The 18088-nt window shown below is 49.1% G+C and carries 13 protein-coding genes; all 13 read left to right on the top strand.

The genetic code is table 11. The annotated features are described in order from the left end of the window. Window positions 1-5: 5 nt before the first annotated feature. The 13 genes from bamA (at window position 6) to eno (ending at window position 17979) form a co-directional block, all read left to right on the top strand. The gene (gene bamA / locus P6910_RS12825) at window positions 6-2321 is read left to right on the top strand and encodes an outer membrane protein assembly factor BamA (RefSeq protein ID WP_410493933.1); all 2316 of its coding nucleotides are present in this window, start codon (window positions 6-8) and stop codon (window positions 2319-2321) included. Between the two features lie 418 nt (window positions 2322-2739). Then, window positions 2740-3237 carry an OmpH family outer membrane protein gene (locus P6910_RS12820; RefSeq protein WP_317141682.1) on the top strand — a complete coding sequence of 166 codons (498 nt, stop codon included), beginning with the start codon at window positions 2740-2742 and terminating at the stop codon, window positions 3235-3237. A 3-nt stretch (window positions 3238-3240) separates the two neighbouring features. Then, entirely contained in the window at window positions 3241-4269 is a 1029-nt protein-coding gene (gene lpxD, locus P6910_RS12815; protein ID WP_317141681.1) for a UDP-3-O-(3-hydroxymyristoyl)glucosamine N-acyltransferase, read from the top strand. 152 nt (window positions 4270-4421) lie between these two features. Then, window positions 4422-4862 carry a 3-hydroxyacyl-ACP dehydratase FabZ gene (fabZ, locus tag P6910_RS12810; protein WP_317141680.1) on the top strand — a complete coding sequence of 147 codons (441 nt, stop codon included), beginning with the start codon at window positions 4422-4424 and terminating at the stop codon, window positions 4860-4862. Window positions 4863-4912: 50 nt separating this feature from the next. Then, window positions 4913-5680: an acyl-ACP--UDP-N-acetylglucosamine O-acyltransferase gene (lpxA, locus tag P6910_RS12805; RefSeq protein WP_317146547.1), complete on the top strand. Its 768-nt coding sequence runs from the start codon at window positions 4913-4915 to the stop codon at window positions 5678-5680. A 53-nt stretch (window positions 5681-5733) separates the two neighbouring features. Further along, window positions 5734-6891, top strand: coding sequence for a lipid-A-disaccharide synthase (gene lpxB / locus P6910_RS12800; protein WP_317141679.1), 1158 nt, complete (start codon window positions 5734-5736; stop codon window positions 6889-6891). Then, window positions 6878-7495 carry a ribonuclease HII gene (gene rnhB / locus P6910_RS12795; RefSeq protein ID WP_317146546.1) on the top strand — a complete coding sequence of 206 codons (618 nt, stop codon included), beginning with the start codon at window positions 6878-6880 and terminating at the stop codon, window positions 7493-7495. The genes lpxB and rnhB overlap by 14 nt, the downstream gene beginning before the upstream one ends. A gap of 69 nt (window positions 7496-7564) precedes the next feature. After that, window positions 7565-11074 (top strand): DNA polymerase III subunit alpha, encoded by a 3510-nt coding sequence (gene dnaE, locus P6910_RS12790; protein ID WP_317141678.1) that lies wholly within the window; start codon window positions 7565-7567, stop codon window positions 11072-11074. Between the two features lie 82 nt (window positions 11075-11156). Beyond that, on the top strand, window positions 11157-12107 hold the full coding sequence (locus tag P6910_RS12785) for an acetyl-CoA carboxylase carboxyltransferase subunit alpha (RefSeq protein WP_317141677.1): 951 nt from the start codon (window positions 11157-11159) through the stop codon (window positions 12105-12107). Then, complete coding sequence (gene tilS, locus P6910_RS12780) at window positions 12107-13516, top strand: tRNA lysidine(34) synthetase TilS (RefSeq protein WP_317141676.1); 1410 nt, start codon at window positions 12107-12109, stop codon at window positions 13514-13516. The genes P6910_RS12785 and tilS overlap by 1 nt, the downstream gene beginning before the upstream one ends. Window positions 13517-13654: 138 nt before the next feature. After that, the gene (locus P6910_RS12775; protein WP_317141675.1) at window positions 13655-15286 is read left to right on the top strand and encodes a CTP synthase; all 1632 of its coding nucleotides are present in this window, start codon (window positions 13655-13657) and stop codon (window positions 15284-15286) included. A gap of 8 nt (window positions 15287-15294) precedes the next feature. After that, window positions 15295-16149, top strand: coding sequence for a 3-deoxy-8-phosphooctulonate synthase (gene kdsA, locus P6910_RS12770; RefSeq protein WP_317141674.1), 855 nt, complete (start codon window positions 15295-15297; stop codon window positions 16147-16149). A 537-nt stretch (window positions 16150-16686) separates the two neighbouring features. Further along, window positions 16687-17979 (top strand): phosphopyruvate hydratase, encoded by a 1293-nt coding sequence (eno, locus tag P6910_RS12765; RefSeq protein WP_317141673.1) that lies wholly within the window; start codon window positions 16687-16689, stop codon window positions 17977-17979. Window positions 17980-18088 lie beyond the last annotated feature (109 nt).

Below are 18088 nucleotides of genomic sequence, written 5' to 3'. Positions count from 1 at the left end.
ATTCCATGAAGCGATCACTGTTGTCTCTGCTGATTGGCTCAATGGCCTATGCGTCAGGCGCTAACGCTTTTGTAGTGTCTGATATCCGGATTGATGGCCTTCAGAGGGTTTCAGCCGGTACAGTATTTAATGCATTGCCCATAGAAGTTGGGGATGATATTGAATCTGTGCAGATTTCCAGTGCAGCTAAATCCCTGTTCCGCACGGGGTATTTCAAAGATATTCAAATGGCCAGAGACGGTGATATTCTGGTCATTTCGGTTATTGAGCGACCTTCAATCAGTGAAATTGTCATTAAGGGTAACAAAGCCATCAAAACGGATGATCTCAAGCAGGGGCTGAGCAAGTCAGGTCTTGCTGAGGGTGAGATTTTTCAGCAGGCTACCCTGGAGGCTATTCGACTTGAACTGGAGCGTCAATATGTTGCTCAGGGTCGCTACGGTGCCAGTATTACCGCTGATGTTGAAGCTCAGCCCCGTAACCGGGTCAAGCTGACTATTAATGTCAAAGAAGGTAAGGTGGCGACCATTCGACATATTAATGTCGTTGGTAATACGGTTTTCCCCCAGGAAGATGTGCTGGATTTATTTGAACTCAGAGAGTCACACTGGCTCTCATTCTTTGGCTCCAGTGACAAGTATTCCCGGGAAAAACTTTCGGGTGATCTGGAGCGACTGCGCTCGTATTACCTTGACCGGGGTTACATCAACTTTAATATTCGCTCTACTCAGGTGTCGATCAGTCCAGACAAACAGAGTGTCTTTATCACAGTTAATATTGATGAGGGTGATAAATACTCAATCAGTGATGTCAAGCTGGCGGGTGACTTGATTATCCCTGAAGACGAAGCCAAAAGCCTGTTGTTGGCCAAGCCGGAGCAGGTGTTTTCCCGTCGGGTGATTACCACGACAGAAGAGATTCTGAGCAGGCGTCTGGGTAATGAAGGTTATACCTTCGCCAATGTGACAGGTATACCGACTCCGGATCACGAAAAGAAAACCGTTTCCCTCACATTTTTTGTTGATCCCGGTAAACGTGCTTATGTTCGCAGGATCAACTTCACCGGAAACACCAAAACCGAAGATGAAGTTCTGCGTCGTGAGATGCGTCAGATGGAGGGCGCTTCTGCGAACACTCAGAAGATTGAGCAATCCAAGGTGCGTCTGGAACGACTGGGCTTCTTCAAGTCAGTCAATGTTGAAACACCTCCGGTTCCCGGCACCAGTGACCTGATTGATGTGAACTACACCGTTGAAGAACAGCCTTCAGGCAGCATATCAGCCAGTGTGGGTTTCTCTCAGTCTGATGGTCTGCTGTTGGGCGGCTCTATCAGCCAGAACAACTTCCTGGGAACCGGTAACAAGGTGTCTGTGGGTCTGAACAAAAGTGATGTCAGTCAGCTCTATAACTTCAGTTTTACTGATCCGTATTTCACCGTTGATGGTGTCAGTCGTGGTTTCAACTTGTACCACCGTTCTTATGATTACAGTGATACTGATATCTCTAACTACGCCGCAGACACAACCGGTGCAAATGTTAATTTTGGTTACCCGATTTCTGAAACTCAGACGATCAGTATGGGATTGGGTGTCGATGCCACCAGTATTACAACAGGTTCAGAAACGCCGGATTACATTCTCAATTATCTGAAGGAGAATGGTGATAGTTTCACAAACATCAAGACGACGCTGAGCTGGTCTGAAAATGAATTGAATCGGGGCTTGTTGCCGACACGGGGTTACTCTCAAAGTGCATCGGCTCAGGTCACTATTCCGGGGTCGGATGTCAGCTTTTACAAGCTGGTTTATCGTGGCCAGTACTTCTATCCATTTACCGACTCACTGACAGGGCGCGTCTCTACCAGAATCGGTTATATCGGTGCCTATGGTGATACCACCGACATACCTTTCTTCGAGCATTTCTATGCAGGTGGCTTTGGCTCTGTTCGTGGTTATAAAGATAACTCCCTGGGTCCTAAGGCGAAAGAGCAGAATGACAATGATTACAACGCCATCGGTGGTGATTTTGTCTTCGAGGGTACCGCCGAAGTGCTCTTCCCTCTGCCTTTTGTGAAAGATCAGCGTTCGCTCAGAACCAGTCTGTTCTTTGATTACGGTAATGTCTTTGATACCAATTGTCCCAGCGGTAACATCAAGGATTGCTCGCAGCCAGATTTTGGTTCACTTCGTTACAGTGTGGGCGTGGGCTTGACCTGGATTACCCCACTTGGGCCGCTGACCTTTAGTCTGGCCAAAGCACTTAATCCCGAGGGAGAGGACGAGACTCAGGTATTTGCGTTCTCTCTGGGTACGCCTTTCTAAAAGCCTGTTCGTGATTTTATTGAGGGCTGCTCTTGGCATTTGCAGCTCTCAATAGTTTTCAAAAGCCAATACAAACACAGGTTGATCGAGTGCTTCCTCAGCAGTTTTCGGCTGTAATTACCACCTGCTTATTCCTGTGAGCCGATAACATCGAACGAAGATTTTATATACCATTAATGCACACTTTTTTTGCCAAGAGAAAGAATTAGTTTTTACTGATTCTATACAAGCAGAGCAGTATAAATAGATGCGATATAATACCATTTCATTATAATTAGAGTGTTCTCGCACGTCGCTTTAGGAAAGCTTTGAAGCTGTTTCAGAATTTATCAGGCGATTGTTTCAGGCTTTAGAGAGTTTCTGGTATACAAAGGTATACTCTGTTTTGGACTTTGCGTTTTTATTCAGGAGAAAGAACTTGAAATCGATCAAATTGGCGTTTGTTGCTCTGCTGCTGCTATCTCCATTAGCTCAGGCACAAAAAATCGCTGTTGTGGATTCTGAGATGGCTGTTCTGGAGTCAGACGCTGCCAAAAAATATGCCAAAGAAGCTGAAAAGATGTTTGCTCCTAAAATCAAGCAGCTCAAAGCACTGCAGGAAGAAATCAGAGTAATGGAGCAAAAACTGCAGAAAGACGGTCCTACTTTAACCGAGGGCCAGCGTGAGAATCGTCAGGTCCAGATCAAGCGTAAGTTTGAAGATCTGCAACTGCAAGATCGGCAGCTGCGAAGCGAAAAAGCCCGTTCTGACCAGACCGAACTGGGTAAGCTGAGACCGAAGCTTGATAAAGCGATTGAGGAAGTGTCGAAAGAGCAGGACTATGATCTGGTTCTGGAGCGTGGTGCTGCACGTTTCGTTAAGCCCGGTTTTGACATCACCCGTAAGGTGATTGAGCGTATGAATAAGTTGAAGTGATTCATGAAACAGTCTTTTTCCTTTACCTTGTCTGAGTTGGCTGACAGATTGGGTGCTGAACTCAAGGGTGATCGTGAGGGGTGTATCTCTGGCCTGAATACGCTTCAGGATGCTGTTGCTGGGGAGCTGGCCTTTTTAGCGAACCCCGCCTACGCTCGCTATCTTGAGACTACAGGGGCCAGTGCCGTTATTCTGGCTCCGGATCAGGCTGAAGCCTGGGCCGGGAATGCATTGATTCTGGATAATCCTTATCTGGGGTATGCTTCTCTCTCTCACCTGTTTGATACCGATAAGGGGTTGCCTGAAGGTATCCATCCCTCCGCAGTTATTGCTTCAGACGCCGGGATTCATCCAACGGCCGCAATCGGCCCAAAAGTAGTAATTGAGTCCGGAGTTCAGATCTCTGAGGGTGTTCGCATTGATGCCGGTGCTGTGATTGGTCATGACACTGTAATCGGTAAGAACAGTCATATCTGTCGGAATGTTTCAGTCTGTCACGGTGTCTTTATTGGTGAGCGCAGTATTATTCATGCTAATGCGGTTATCGGGGCTGACGGCTTTGGCAACGCCCGATTGGACGGGCAGTGGCATAAAATTGCCCAGATCGGTGGGGTGGTTATCGGTAACGATGTAGAGATTGGTTCCTGCACCTGTATTGATCGTGGCGCGCTGGGGGATACGGTAATACATGACGGAGTCAGGATCGACAATCTTGTACAGATCGCTCATAACGTAGTGATAGGAAAGCACACTGCTATTGCTGCTAATGTTGGCATTTCCGGTAGCACCAGGGTTGGTGAATATTGCACCATTGCTGGTGCTTCGGGTCTTGCGGGTCATATCACTATTGCTGATCATGTTCATCTGTCTGGAATGGCGATGGTCACCAAGTCCATATCCCGTTCAGGTGCCTATGCATCCGGGACAGGCATCATGGATGCGGGGGAGTGGAGAAAGAACGCGGTCCGCTTCCGGAGGCTAGATGATATGGCCAAACGTCTGAAACGGTGTGAACGACGACTCGAAGAGTGAAACCCGTTTGATTTGCCACGCGGTCGCCATCTATTGCCAAGCGTCTTGTTTACCAGCCTCTTGTTGCAGTGAGTAGGGTATTCAATATCATCTGGACTGCTGGAGGCAGGCGTTCCATAGTCTTTGCTGACAAAGCTGATGAGTTCAATTGCATGATCAATGTTCAGGAAGTTCAGTCCATACTGGCTCACCGCTATCCTTTTCTTTTGGTCGATAGAGTGATTTCTGTGGATCTGGAGAGAAATGTCATTGAATGCCTCAAAAATATTTCCGTCAATGAACCTCAATTTACCGGCCACTTTCCTGATCATCCTGTTATGCCGGGCGTGCTATTGATTGAGTCCATGGCACAGGCAGCCGGTATTCTGGGATTCCAGATGAAAGTCAGAGAGAAAGAAGATCGCAGTATTTACTATTTTGCAGGGGCTGATAAGGTTCGTTTTCGTCATCCTGTTGTGCCCAGTGATCAGGTATTGCTCAGGGCCAAATTTGTGGCCATGAAAAGAAATATCTGGAAGTTCTCCTGTCATGGGGAGGTTAATGGTAAGATGGTCTGCTCTGCTGAAATAACCTGTGCAAGAAAGGAACTATAGTCTTGATTGATTCCCGTTCCAGCCAAGAATCAAATACTGTTCTAGATGAATTGATCCATCCGACTGCCATTATTGATTCGAGTGCTGTTCTGGCACCGGACGTAAAAGTCGGACCCTTTGCCATTGTTGGTGCTAACGTTGAAATTGACTCTGGAACAGAAATTCATGCCCATGCTGTCGTCAAGGGGCATACCAGAATTGGCAGAAATAACCGCATTTTCCAGTTCGCCAGTGTTGGTGAAGATTGTCAGGATCTGAAGTACGCAGGCGAGACGACCTGGCTGGAAATTGGTGACAATAATGTGATCCGTGAAGGTTGTACTATTCATCGGGGGACTACCCAGGATAATTCGATTACCCGGATTGGCAGCAACAACCTGTTGATGGCCTATGTTCATGTAGCCCATGACTGCATCGTTGGTAATAACATTATCCTTGCCAATAACGCTACGCTGGCCGGTCATGTCAGGATTGGTGACGGGGTAATCCTGGGAGGGTTTACCACCGTGCATCAGTTTTGTGTTATTGGTGATTTCAGTATGAGTGCTGCTCATACCGCTCTCTTCAAGGATGTTCCTGCCTTCGTGATGGTCAGTGGTAACCCGGCCAAGGCTCATGGCATGAACTTTGAGGGGATGAGGCGTCGTGGTTACAGTCCAGAACTGATTCGTGAATTGCGTCAATGTTACAAGCTGATCTACCGGCAGGGTCTGCGGACTAATGAGGCACTGGACAGGCTTGAATCCATGAAAAGACAACCCCAAATCCAGTTGCTGATTGACTCTTTGAAAGCATCAACCCGAGGTATTACACGCTGATTCCCGGAATCAGTCTTTCCTGCCAGCCACATATTTTTTCACGGTAAATAGGAATGTCCAGAACACTGTCATTTGCTCTGGTGGCCGGGGAGGCCTCGGGTGATCTGCTGGGAGCAGCCCTGATCAGAAAGATCAAATGCCATCACCCCGATGCCCGATGCTACGGGATCGGTGGCCCAATGATGATTGCTGAAGGGTTTGAGAGTCTTTTCCCCATGGAGAGGCTTTCAGTGATGGGGCTTGTTGAGGTGCTGGGACGGCTGAGAGAGCTATTAGGTATTCGCAGGCAGCTGAAAGCAACTTTCGTAGCAGAAAAACCAGACGTTTTTATCGGGATTGATGCGCCTGACTTTAACCTGGCTTTGGAAAAGTTCCTTAAATCCAATGGGATACCTACCGTTCATTATGTAAGTCCTCAGGTATGGGCATGGCGAGAAGGCCGTTTGAAAAAAATCAGGCTTGCCGTTGATCATATGCTTGCGCTTCTCCCGTTTGAGGCAGATTACTATCAGGGGCATGGGGTCCCGGTCACTTTTGTTGGTCATCCGCTGGCCGATCAAGTGGCCTGGGAGCCGGACACGGTTGCAGCTCGGCGCTCCCTGGGAATGGATGAAGAAGGGCTTGTGGTAGCCTTATTGCCAGGCAGTCGAAAAGCTGAAGTATCCCGTTTGGGGAAACTTTTTTTAAACACTGCACGCCTGTTAAATAAAGACCATCCCGATATTCGCTTCGTCATTCCCTGCGCTAATGAAAAGAGAAAGTTGCAGCTGCTACCCATACTGGAAGCTTTTCCGGATCTGAATGTCACGGTTGCTGTCGGTAAAACTTCCGAGATGATGGCGGCAGCCAATGCTATTTTGATCGCTTCAGGAACAGCTACTCTGGAAGCCGCTTTACACAAGAGGCCTATGGTGATCAGCTATCGTATGGCGTCACTGAGTTTTGCGATTCTCAGCCGGTTAGTAAAAGTTGAACATGTTGGCCTGCCGAATTTGTTGGCGAGCGGGCCCTGTGTACCTGAGCTGCTGCAAGACGATGCGACCTCTGAAAAGCTTCATGAAGCCATGATCAGGGCATTAGACGATCAGGAGTGGCGAAGTCATCTGGTTCAGGAGTTTACAGCGATTCATAAAACCCTCAAGCGTGATGCCAGTGCTCTGGCCTATGAGGCGGTGATGTCGGTAGTAGGAAAATATGATGCAACAAAATGAGTTGGGTTTTTTTGCCGTCCCCGAGTCTGTTACAAAGGTTTGTGGTGTCGATGAAGTGGGCCGGGGCCCGCTGTGCGGTCCGGTGGTGACCGCTGCCGTCATTCTGGACCCTGATAATCCCATAGCCGGACTTAATGATTCCAAGAAGCTGCCTGAAAAGAAACGTGATGCGCTCTTTGAAGAAATCAAAGAGAAAGCACTGGCCTGGTCCATCGGAAGGGCTGAAGTTCATGAGATAGATGAACTGAACATTCTTCATGCCACTATGCTAGCGATGCAGAGAGCGGTTGCAGGCCTTTCAGTGAAGCCGGAACTGGCCCTGATCGATGGTAATCGTTGTCCTGATCTGCCTTGTCCTGCCGAGGCTGTAGTGAAAGGTGATGGTTCTGTTCCGGAGATTGGGGCAGCTTCTATCCTCGCAAAAGTAACACGTGATCGTGAAATGGTTGAGTTGGAAAAGCACTATCCCGGTTACGGGATTGCCGGTCACAAAGGCTATCCAACCAAGGTTCATATGGATGCTCTGAAAAAGCTGGGGGCGACGCCAATCCATCGTCGTTCGTTCAAGCCCGTCCGTGAGGCATTGGAAGCATCGGGGTTATAACAGAGCTGGCAGTTAACATAGCTCCGTTGTTAGAATTAAAAATCACCATCAGTCGGTTTACCTTCTCTCATGCCTGCACGTTTCATACATCTGAGACTTCATACAGAATTTTCCCTGAGCGATGGCCTGGTTCGTATCAAGCCCCTGATCAAGGCTGCCGCAGAGCAGGGTTTTCCTGCAGTAGCCGTTACTGATCAGTCGAACCTTTGCTCGCTGGTAAAGTATTATAACAGTGCCCAGGGGGCGGGTATTAAACCGATCAGCGGCGCTGACCTTTGGGTTACGCATTCTGATCCGGCTCTTGAGCCTGTGAGACTTGTATTGCTTTCTATGAATGAGAAGGGCTATAGAAACCTCACAGAGCTTATTTCCCGGTCTTTTCTGGAGAATCAGCAGCATGGCAAAGCCATTGTTAAAAGAGAATGGATTCAGGAGAAATCTGAAGGCCTGATAGCGCTATCAGGTGCCAGAGAGGGGGATGTTGGTCAGGCCATTCTTAATGGCAATGAAGCGCTGGCGGGTGAGCTTTTGACTGAATGGATGGAAGTTTTTCCGGGGCGTTACTATCTTGAGCTTCACAGAACATCCCGGGCAGGTGATGAGGAGTGCCTGCATGGATCCGTTGCGCTGGCTGAAAAATACGATTGCCCGGTAGTGGCCACCAACGATGTTATGTTCATCAATAGAGAAGACTTCGAGGCCCACGAAGCTCGGGTTTGTATTGGTGAAAGTTCAACGTTGGACGACCCGCGCAGGGTCAAAAGATACAGCGAAGAGCAGTATCTGAAAACGGAAGAAGAGATGTGTGAGCTTTTCTCCGACATCCCTGAAGCACTTGAAAATTCAGTGGAAATTGCCCGACGCTGCTCGGTTTATGTGCATCTGGGCGAGTACTTTCTGCCAGAATTTCCCATCCCTGACGGGATGACGATGGATGCCTTTTTCAGGAAGTTTTCTCATGATGGTTTGACTGAACGTTTGCAAACCATTCTGGACCCTGCTGATCCTGACTATGGCAGCAAAGAAAAAGTGTATCGGGATCGTCTCGATTTCGAGCTGGATATTATTCTCCAGATGGGATTCCCTGGCTATTTCCTGATCGTAATGGACTTTATCCAGTGGTCTAAAAATAACGATATACCGGTCGGGCCGGGTCGTGGTTCCGGTGCTGGTTCACTGGTGGCCTATGCGCAAAAAATTACCGACCTTGACCCTATTCAGTATGACCTGCTGTTTGAGCGATTCCTGAATCCGGAACGGGTGTCCATGCCTGACTTTGACGTCGACTTCTGTATGGATGGCAGAGACCGGGTGATTGACTATGTCGCCAGAACCTATGGTCGAGATGCGGTCTCCCAGATCATCACTTTCGGTACCATGGCCGCTAAGGCGGTGGTCAGGGATGTAGCCAGGGTGCAGGGCAAATCCTACGGTCTTGCAGACCGGCTCTCGAAAATGATTCCCTTCGAGATCGGTATGACCCTCGCCAAAGCTTATGAGCAGGAGGCCACGATCAGGGATTTTCTTGATATCGATGAAGATGGCAAGGAAATCTGGGATATGGCGCTCAAGCTCGAAGGGGTTACCCGGAATGTCGGTAAGCACGCTGGTGGTGTCGTCATAGCGCCGACCAAACTAACCGATTTTGCACCGCTTTATTGCGATGAAGCTGGTGGCAGTGTTGTTACCCAGTTTGATAAAAATGATGTTGAGTCAGCCGGTCTGGTGAAGTTTGACTTTCTGGGGCTGAGAACTCTGACCATCATTGACTGGGCATTGAAAATGATCAATCCCCGCCGCCAGCATCGTGGCGAGGATGAGCTTGACATCATGATGATCGATCTGGAGGACAAGTTCTCTTACGACATGCTCAAGAGAGCTGAGACCACTGCGGTTTTCCAGCTTGAATCCCGGGGTATGAAGGATCTGATCAAGCGTCTTCAGCCCGATTGTTTTGAGGATATCATCGCTCTCGTGGCCCTGTTCCGACCGGGGCCTCTGCAATCTGGCATGGTTGATAACTTTATTAATCGCAAGCATGGCCGGGAAGAGCTGTCCTATCCGGATGCTCAATATCAACACGAGTGGCTTCAGCCGATTCTGCAGCCTACCTATGGCATCATCCTGTATCAGGAGCAGGTCATGCAGATCGCCCAGGTGCTGGCAGGTTATACCCTGGGTGGTGCGGATATGCTTCGTCGGGCCATGGGTAAGAAAAAACCCGAAGAGATGGCCAAGCAAAGAGCCGTCTTTGAAGAGGGGGCTATCAAGCAGGGCATCGACGGCGAGCTGGCGATGAAAATCTTCGACCTTGTGGAGAAATTTGCCGGTTACGGTTTTAACAAATCTCATTCGGCTGCCTATGCTCTTGTCTCTTATCAGACGCTATGGCTGAAAGCCCATTATCCGGCAGAATTTATGGCAGCGGTCATGAGTTCGGATATGCAGAATACCGACAAGGTTGTGACGTTTATTGAAGAATGTCGTGAGATGGAACTTACCCTGCTGCCACCGGATGTAAACAGTGGTGACTATATGTTTGGTGTCAATGACGACGGGCATATTGTTTATGGTCTGGGTGCCATCAAGGGCGTTGGTGAGGGGCCTATCGAATCCATTGTTGAAGCCAGAAAGTCAGGCGGTCCATTCAAGGATCTCTTTGATTTCTGTGAGCGTGTTGATGCCAGGAGTATCAATAAGCGGGTTCTTGAGGCTTTGATTCGTTCCGGTGCCCTGGATCTGCTGGGGCCTGCACCGGGTAAAAAGGCCCGATACAATTTTAACCGCGCGGTATTGGAGTCCAGTCAACCTGAAGCCATGAAAGCGGCAGATCAGGCCGCCAAGAGTTTAGATTCTGGCCATGGTGATCTGTTCGGTGCACTGGTGCCCGCCGGTGAAGAGGATGTCTACGATAAGTACGGTAATGTTGAAGAGTGGGCCGATAAAGTTCGGCTGAGTGGCGAAAAAGACACTCTGGGTCTTTACTTGACCGGTCATCCCATTGATGAATATGAGCAGGAGATTAAACACTTTATTCGCAACCGTATCCGGGATCTTCAGCCAGCCAGAGGCGAAAGTCAAAACATAGCTGGCCTGGTGGTGGCCATGAGGACCATGAAAAATAAACGCGGCGACAAAATGTGTTTTGTGACATTGGATGATCGTACTGGCCGGATCGAAGTATCTATCTTTGCCGATGTTTATGAGCAGTGTCAGGCACTTATCAAAATGGATACGGTGATTGTCTTCGAAGGGGAGGTCAGCTTTGATGATTACTCCGGTAGCCTTAAGGTCAGAGCCAAGAAAGCTCTCAACCTGATTGATGCCCGAAGTTACTACGCCCGCAGGCTGCTGGTGGACTTGAGCAGTGGGCAGGTGGACAGTGCATTTCACGCCAAAATGTCCGGCTTGCTCGGACAGCATCCGGGTCAGCTCCCGGTGCAGGTCAACTATACCCGTGACGATGCTTCGGCCAGTATCCAGCTGGGCGAAAAATGGAATGTTAGTCCAAGTGATGATCTGGTAATGGGCTTGAGGCAATGGCTGGGCAAAGAGTCCGCCAAAGTGGAGTATCAGTAACAGACGCTTACTCTTATTAACTCGACATATTGATCGCTTTTACGTATTTTTCAGGTGATGCTGAATTCTTGAAGTGGAATCTATGAACCCGAATTATCTGGATTTTGAACAGCCGATTGCTGAGTTGGAAGCCAAGATCGAAGAGCTAAGACTGGTCAGCAGCGATGCAGAACTGAACATTACTGATGAAGTCAGCCGCCTGCAAGACAAGTGTAAGACTCTGACTGAGCAGATTTTTTCTGATCTGTCTGCCTGGCAGGTAGCTCAGCTTTCAAGACACCCGCGTCGTCCTTACACTCTGGATTATATTCAGCATCTCTTTACCGAGTTTGATGAGCTGCATGGTGATCGACACTTTGCAGATGATCCTTCACTTATCGGTGGTATTGCCCGATTCAATGGTCGTCCGGTGATGGTTATTGGTCATCAGAAAGGCCGTGAAATCAAGGATAAAGTACTTCGTAATTTTGGTATGCCCAAGCCCGAAGGCTACCGGAAGGCCTGTCGGCTCATGGAGATGGCCGAGCGTTTCAAAATGCCCATCATGACTTTTATCGATACACCGGGCGCTTATCCGGGAATTGGTGCAGAAGAGCGTGGGCAGAGTGAGGCCATTGCCTACAATCTGGCTGTTATGTCTCGCCTGAAAGTACCCATTATCTCTACTGTTATTGGAGAGGGAGGGTCCGGTGGCGCGCTGGCCATTGGTGTCTGTGATCAGCTGCTGATGTTGCAGAACTCGATCTACTCGGTGATCTCTCCGGAAGGCTGTGCATCGATTCTCTGGAAAAAATCTGAATATGCTTCCACAGCTGCGCAAGCCATGGGTGTAACTGCATCCCGGCTGATGGAGTTGGGGCTCGTAGATCGTCTGGTCATGGAGCCTCTGGGTGGTGCTCACAGTCAGCCAGAAGTGATGGCTTCTGCACTGGGTGTTGCCCTGGAGGAAGAACTCCGGAAACTGGAGAAAATGGATGCTGATGAATTGATAGAAAGTCGTTATCAGCGCATCAGGGATTACGGCGCTGTCTGATGACGGATCGGCCCTTCGAAAAGAATCGACGATTGAGAAAGTCTTTCATTCCATCCAGGGACGAAAGGTTTTTCTCGTTAATAGAGCATCTTTCTGAGCAAATCAGAAGCGTTGCAGGGAAGCCTGTTTTAGTGGCGTTTAGCGGTGGTGTGGATTCTACCGTTCTTCTTCATTTATCGGTGGGGCTGCGTGAACAGGGGAAGATCAAGTCTCTCTCTGCGGTTCATATTCATCATGGGCTCAGCGAGAACGCTGATTCATGGGCAGAACATTGCCTGTCCCTCTGTGAACAATGGCAAGTTCCTCTAGAGGTGGTCAGAGTTGCTATTGAGTCATCCTCAGATATTGAACGACAAGCCCGTGAAGCACGCTATGCCGTTTTTGAAGACCGTCTGCCTGAAGATGGTTGTCTGTTGATGGGGCATCATCAGGATGATCAGGCGGAAACAGTGCTTTTTCGATTGCTGCGAGGCAGCGGGTTGGATGGTGTAGCCGGTATGCCTGCTTCGAGAGGGTTAGGTGGTGGAGTCTTGCTAAGACCTCTGCTTAATATTTCCAGACAAACCATTGAAAACTATGCTGAAAATTATGGTTTGGGTTTTGTTGAAGATGAATCCAACCAGGATCAGAGGTTTCGGCGTAATTTCCTTAGGCAAAATCTGATGCCGCAGATTGAGGCTGTCTGGCCGGGTGTTGCAGTTCGACTGGCGCAGTTTTCCGAGGATGTTTCTGAAGTGAATCAGATGCTCCTTGAGCAAACAGAGCAGTACGCCCGGTCTATTATTCAAGCCCCGCCTTCCCGGCTTTGGGGTGAGCGCAGCGTTTTAGATCTGGAGGCGCTCAAGCTTATTAATGGTCTTGCAGCCCGAAGACTGGTTCGCTATTGGCTGGCCTCACATCAAGTCCAAATGCCGGACAGAGTCCGACTGAATGCTCTGTTCACAGATTTGATTGAAGCGGTAGAGGATGCTGAGCCTGTTGTCCTTATAGGTGCTTTTCAGTTACGCCGCTTTATCGGAAAGCTGGTGTTGCTTCGTAAACCTGAGCCTATTGAGAGAGAAGGTTTTGACTGGCAGTGGCGTGCGGATCGAGTGATCAAACTGCCTTTTTCAGGGGGGCGTTTATCGCTGGAAGAGGGAGGTGATGTCCGGCTCCCGGAAACGACATTGCGCATATTGTTTCGTTCTGAGCTGCCTGCTGGGCTGAAAGTTGCTGTGAAAGGTCGTGAAGGCCGTAAAACGATCAAACGTTGGTTGCAGGACTACAAAGTCCCCCCTTGGGTCAGGGAGTCAGTTCCATTTGTTTTTCATGGGGATCAGCTGGTGGCGTTACCAGGTTTTTTTGTCACAGACACATACGCCTGTGACCCGGGCGCTGGCATATCTTTGTCTTGGTGTCCCGATGTCTGAGTCTGGGTAGCAGGACTTAAACCAAACTTTCTACGCATTTTCTCAGTATGTGTTTTACGTTTAGAAGCGATTTTGGTATCCTGATCTCCCATCTTGAGTATTCATTTTTTTCCCGCATTTAAGAGTCAGCAGATAACAATGACGCGTTATATTTTCGTCACGGGTGGTGTTGTTTCCTCATTGGGCAAAGGCATCGCTTCAGCTTCCCTCGCAGCTATCCTTGAGGCACGCGGCCTTAAGGTGACGATGCTCAAACTGGATCCTTATATCAACGTTGATCCGGGCACCATGAGCCCGTTCCAACATGGTGAAGTGTTTGTTACTGAAGATGGTGCGGAGACCGACCTCGACCTGGGTCATTATGAGCGTTTTGTGCGCACCACTATGAAGCAGGGCAATAACTTTACCACGGGTCGAGTCTATCAGGATGTTCTTCGCAAAGAGCGTCGTGGCGATTATTTGGGCGGTACGGTTCAGGTTATTCCCCACATTACCGATGAAATCAAGCGTCGCGTTGTTCAGGGAGCCGGCGATGCTGATATAGCTATGGTTGAAATTGGTGGTACTGTGGGTGATATTGAGTCTCAGCCATTTCTGGAGGCGATTCGCCAGTTGAAAGTTGAGCTGGGTTCTTCCCGCGCTTTGCTGATGCACCTGACCCTGGTGCCCTATATCAAGACTGCGGGCGAAACCAAGACCAAGCCTACCCAACACTCTGTTAAAGAGCTACGATCCATTGGTCTTCAGCCAGACATTCTGGTTTGCCGCAGCGAACAGTTTATTGAAGCCTCTGCCCGTCGCAAGATTTCCCTGTTTACTAACGTTGAAGAGCGTGCGGTTATCTCTCTGGAAGATGCCGATACCATATACCGAATTCCCCAGATGCTCCATGAGCAGGGACTGGATCAGATTGTTGTCGACAAATTTAGTCTGGATACTCCGGCTGCAGATCTGTCTGAGTGGGCTGATGTTGTGGATCGTGACACCCACCCGGAAAAGGAAGTGACTATTGCCATGGTGGGCAAATATATGGAACTTCTCGATGCCTATAAATCCCTGATTGAAGCGGTTCGCCATGCCGGATTGAAAACCCGTACCAAGGTTAATATCCGTTATGTTGATTCCGAACTGCTTGAGCAGGAGGGACTGAGTCGTCTGGAAGGCGTCAGTGCGATTCTGGTACCTGGTGGATTTGGTCACCGTGGTGTGGAAGGCAAGGTTCAGGCGGTTCGTCATGCTCGTGAGAACAAGATTCCCTATTTGGGTATCTGTCTGGGCATGCAGGTCGCTGTTATTGAGTACGCTCGTAACAAAGCAGGTCTGGAAGGGGCCAACAGCTCCGAGTTTGATCAAAACTCCGAGCATCCGGTGATAGGTCTGATTACTGAGTGGCTGTCTTCCGATGGTGCTCTGGAGACTCGTACCGAGGCTTCCGATCTGGGGGGGACCATGAGATTGGGTGCCCAAAAGTGTAACCTTATCTCTGGTACTCAGGCTCACTCTGCTTACGGTAAAGACATTGTTACTGAGCGGCACCGTCATCGTTATGAGGTCAATAACAATTACCTCGAAACTCTTCAGGATGCTGGTCTGGTTATTTCCGGGCGCTCTGAAGACAATGCTCTGGTTGAAATGGTAGAAGTCAAGGAGCACCCCTGGTTTGTAGCCTGCCAGTTTCATCCCGAATTTACTTCTACGCCAAGGGATGGGCATCCACTCTTCAAGTCATTCATTGAAGCGGCTTTAAACTATCAGGCTAAACAGGATTAAGGGCGCGTATGTCTGAACAGAAATCAGTCTCTGTAGGCTCTATTCAGGTAGCTAACGACAAGCCGTTCGTGTTGTTTGGTGGCATGAATGTGCTCGAGTCTCGTGACATGGCCATGAAAATAGCAGAGCACTATGTCGCTGTTACAGAGAAGCTGGGTATTCCTTATATTTTCAAGGCTTCCTTTGACAAGGCGAACCGTTCTTCCATCTACTCCTATCGTGGGCCAGGCATGGAAGAAGGTCTGAAGATCTTTCAGGAGCTGAAGGAGACGTTCGGAGTGCCGCTGATCACCGATGTTCATGAAGTTCATCAGTGCCAACCGGTAGCCGAAGTGGTTGATGTTATTCAGTTGCCAGCTTTTCTGGCGCGTCAAACCGATCTCGTGTTTGCCATGGCCAAAACCGGTGCTGTGATCAACATCAAGAAGCCTCAGTTCCTGAGTCCTTCGCAGATGGGCAATATTGTCGACAAGTTTGCTGAAGCGGGAAATGAGCAGGTTATTCTCTGCGAACGTGGATCTTCTTATGGTTATGACAACCTGGTGGTTGATATGCTGGGCTTTCGTACCATGAAAGAGGTGAGTGGCCAGTCTCCCGTTATTTTTGATGCAACACATGCACTCCAGTGCAGAGACCCTATGGGAGCGGCTTCCGGTGGCCGTCGTCATCAGGTGGCAGAGCTTTCTCTGGCCGGTATGTCGACCCGTCTGGCAGGTCTTTTCCTGGAAGCGCATCCTGATCCGGATGCAGCTCGTTGTGATGGTCCCTCAGCGCTGCGCCTCACTCAGTTGGAAGGCTTTCTTACACAGGTGAAGGCTATTGACGATCTCGTTAAGTCCATGCCTGAGCTGGATACCCATTGAGTGTTTCGTTTGATATAAGAAAACCGCCGAATTCCGGCGGTTTTTTTTTGAAAAAATAACCTGTTTGATGGCGATAAAGGGTTCTGTCTTTAAGAGGTTGGGGCTCGTTTTTTTATCAAGCTTCATTGTCTGATTGTTATACGTTTTTCATCACTGTGATATCAAGGGCTTCCATTGAATTCAGATGTTTATCCTTGCGCCTTCGGTGTTGCTATGTGCAATAGTTGATAACCCGCAGGGAGTTGGTATAGTGTCCGCACTGCAACGTCTGGGAAGCTAAAAACAGTCCCATTGGATAATGGCGCTGGGAGGTTGAATCAGTTCTATTATCTAATCAGGCTGAGACGGTTGGGTTGGGAGGGTGTGAATCTCAGAGTTCAACAGTCTTCAGGATGATTCCTCACTGCCCGGTCAAGTCAGGTATATTTCCCTTCGTAGACAGGGTGTTGTGAAAAGTATTTTTGTCTTTCTGTGCAACGAGACTGAAGCAACGTACTTTTCATCGTCTATCGGCATTTGTGTAGAGAGAAAGCTATTATGGCAAAAATTGTTGAAATCAAAGGCCGCGAAATCATGGATTCTCGCGGTAACCCGACCGTAGAAGCCGATGTCATTCTGGAATCGGGTGCCATGGGTCGTGCTGCTGCACCATCCGGAGCCTCTACCGGTTCCCGTGAAGCTCTGGAGCTGCGTGATGGAGACAAGTCTCGCTACCTGGGTAAGGGCGTCCTGAAGGCAGTGGGCAACATAAACGGACCTATCCGTGAAGCTCTGCTGGGGCGCGATGCCGCTGATCAACGTGGACTGGATCTGGCCATGATCGAGCTGGATGGTACCGAGAACAAGAGTGTTCTGGGCGCCAATGCCATTCTGGCAGTATCCCTGGCTGCGGCGAAAGCCGCCGCTGCAGATAAGAAAATACCTCTCTACCAGCATATTGCTGATTTGAACGGCACTTCTGGCCAGTTCACAATGCCGGTTCCTATGATGAACATTCTCAACGGTGGTGAGCACGCTGACAACAACGTCGATATTCAGGAGTTCATGGTCCAGCCAGTCGCTGCCGGAACTTTTGCTGAAGGTCTGCGTATGGGGGCTGAGGTATTTCATGCCCTGAAGAAAGTACTGTCTGCCAAAGGCTTGAATACTGCGGTAGGTGATGAAGGTGGTTTCGCGCCCAATCTGGCTTCTAACGCTGACGCGCTGGCTGTCATCAAAGAAGCAGTTGAAGCCGCTGGCTACAAGCTGGGTACTGATATTACTTTGGCGATGGACTGTGCGGCATCGGAATTCTACGTTGACGGTCAGTACAACATGAAGGGTGAAGGCAAGATTTTCTCTTCCAATGAGTTTTCTGACTATCTGGCCAATCTGTGTGAAGAGTACCCGATTATCTCTATCGAGGATGGTCTGGACGAGTCTGACTGGGACGGTTTCAAATATCAGACTGAAATTCTGGGCGACAAGATCCAGATTGTTGGTGATGACCTGTTTGTAACCAACACCAGGATTCTCAAGGAAGGTATCGAGAAAGGTATCGCTAACTCTATCCTGATCAAGTTCAACCAGATTGGTTCACTGACCGAAACTCTGGAGGCCATCAAGATGGCCAAAGATGCTGGATACACTGCAGTGATCTCTCACCGTTCTGGTGAAACAGAAGATGCTACTATTGCAGATCTGGCTGTGGGTACTGCTGCAGGACAGATCAAGACCGGTTCTCTGTGCCGTTCTGACCGTGTTTCCAAGTACAACCAGCTGCTCCGTATTGAAGAAGAGCTGGGTACTAAAGCTCCATATCGTGGTCTTGCTGAATTCAAGCGTGCCTGACAGGTTGTTTGATTAGCGTGTCAATAAAGGGAGGCTTTTAATGTCTCCCTTTGTTCTGTGTAACGATCCTCTGCTTTTGTTGCTCTGGTTCACATTTTGGGTATTCCAG

Source organism: Endozoicomonas sp. 8E (assembly GCF_032883915.1).
Classification (GTDB): domain Bacteria; phylum Pseudomonadota; class Gammaproteobacteria; order Pseudomonadales; family Endozoicomonadaceae; genus Endozoicomonas_A.
Note: the sequence above shows the minus strand (reverse complement) of the source record. Positions and strands in the feature narration are given on the sequence as shown.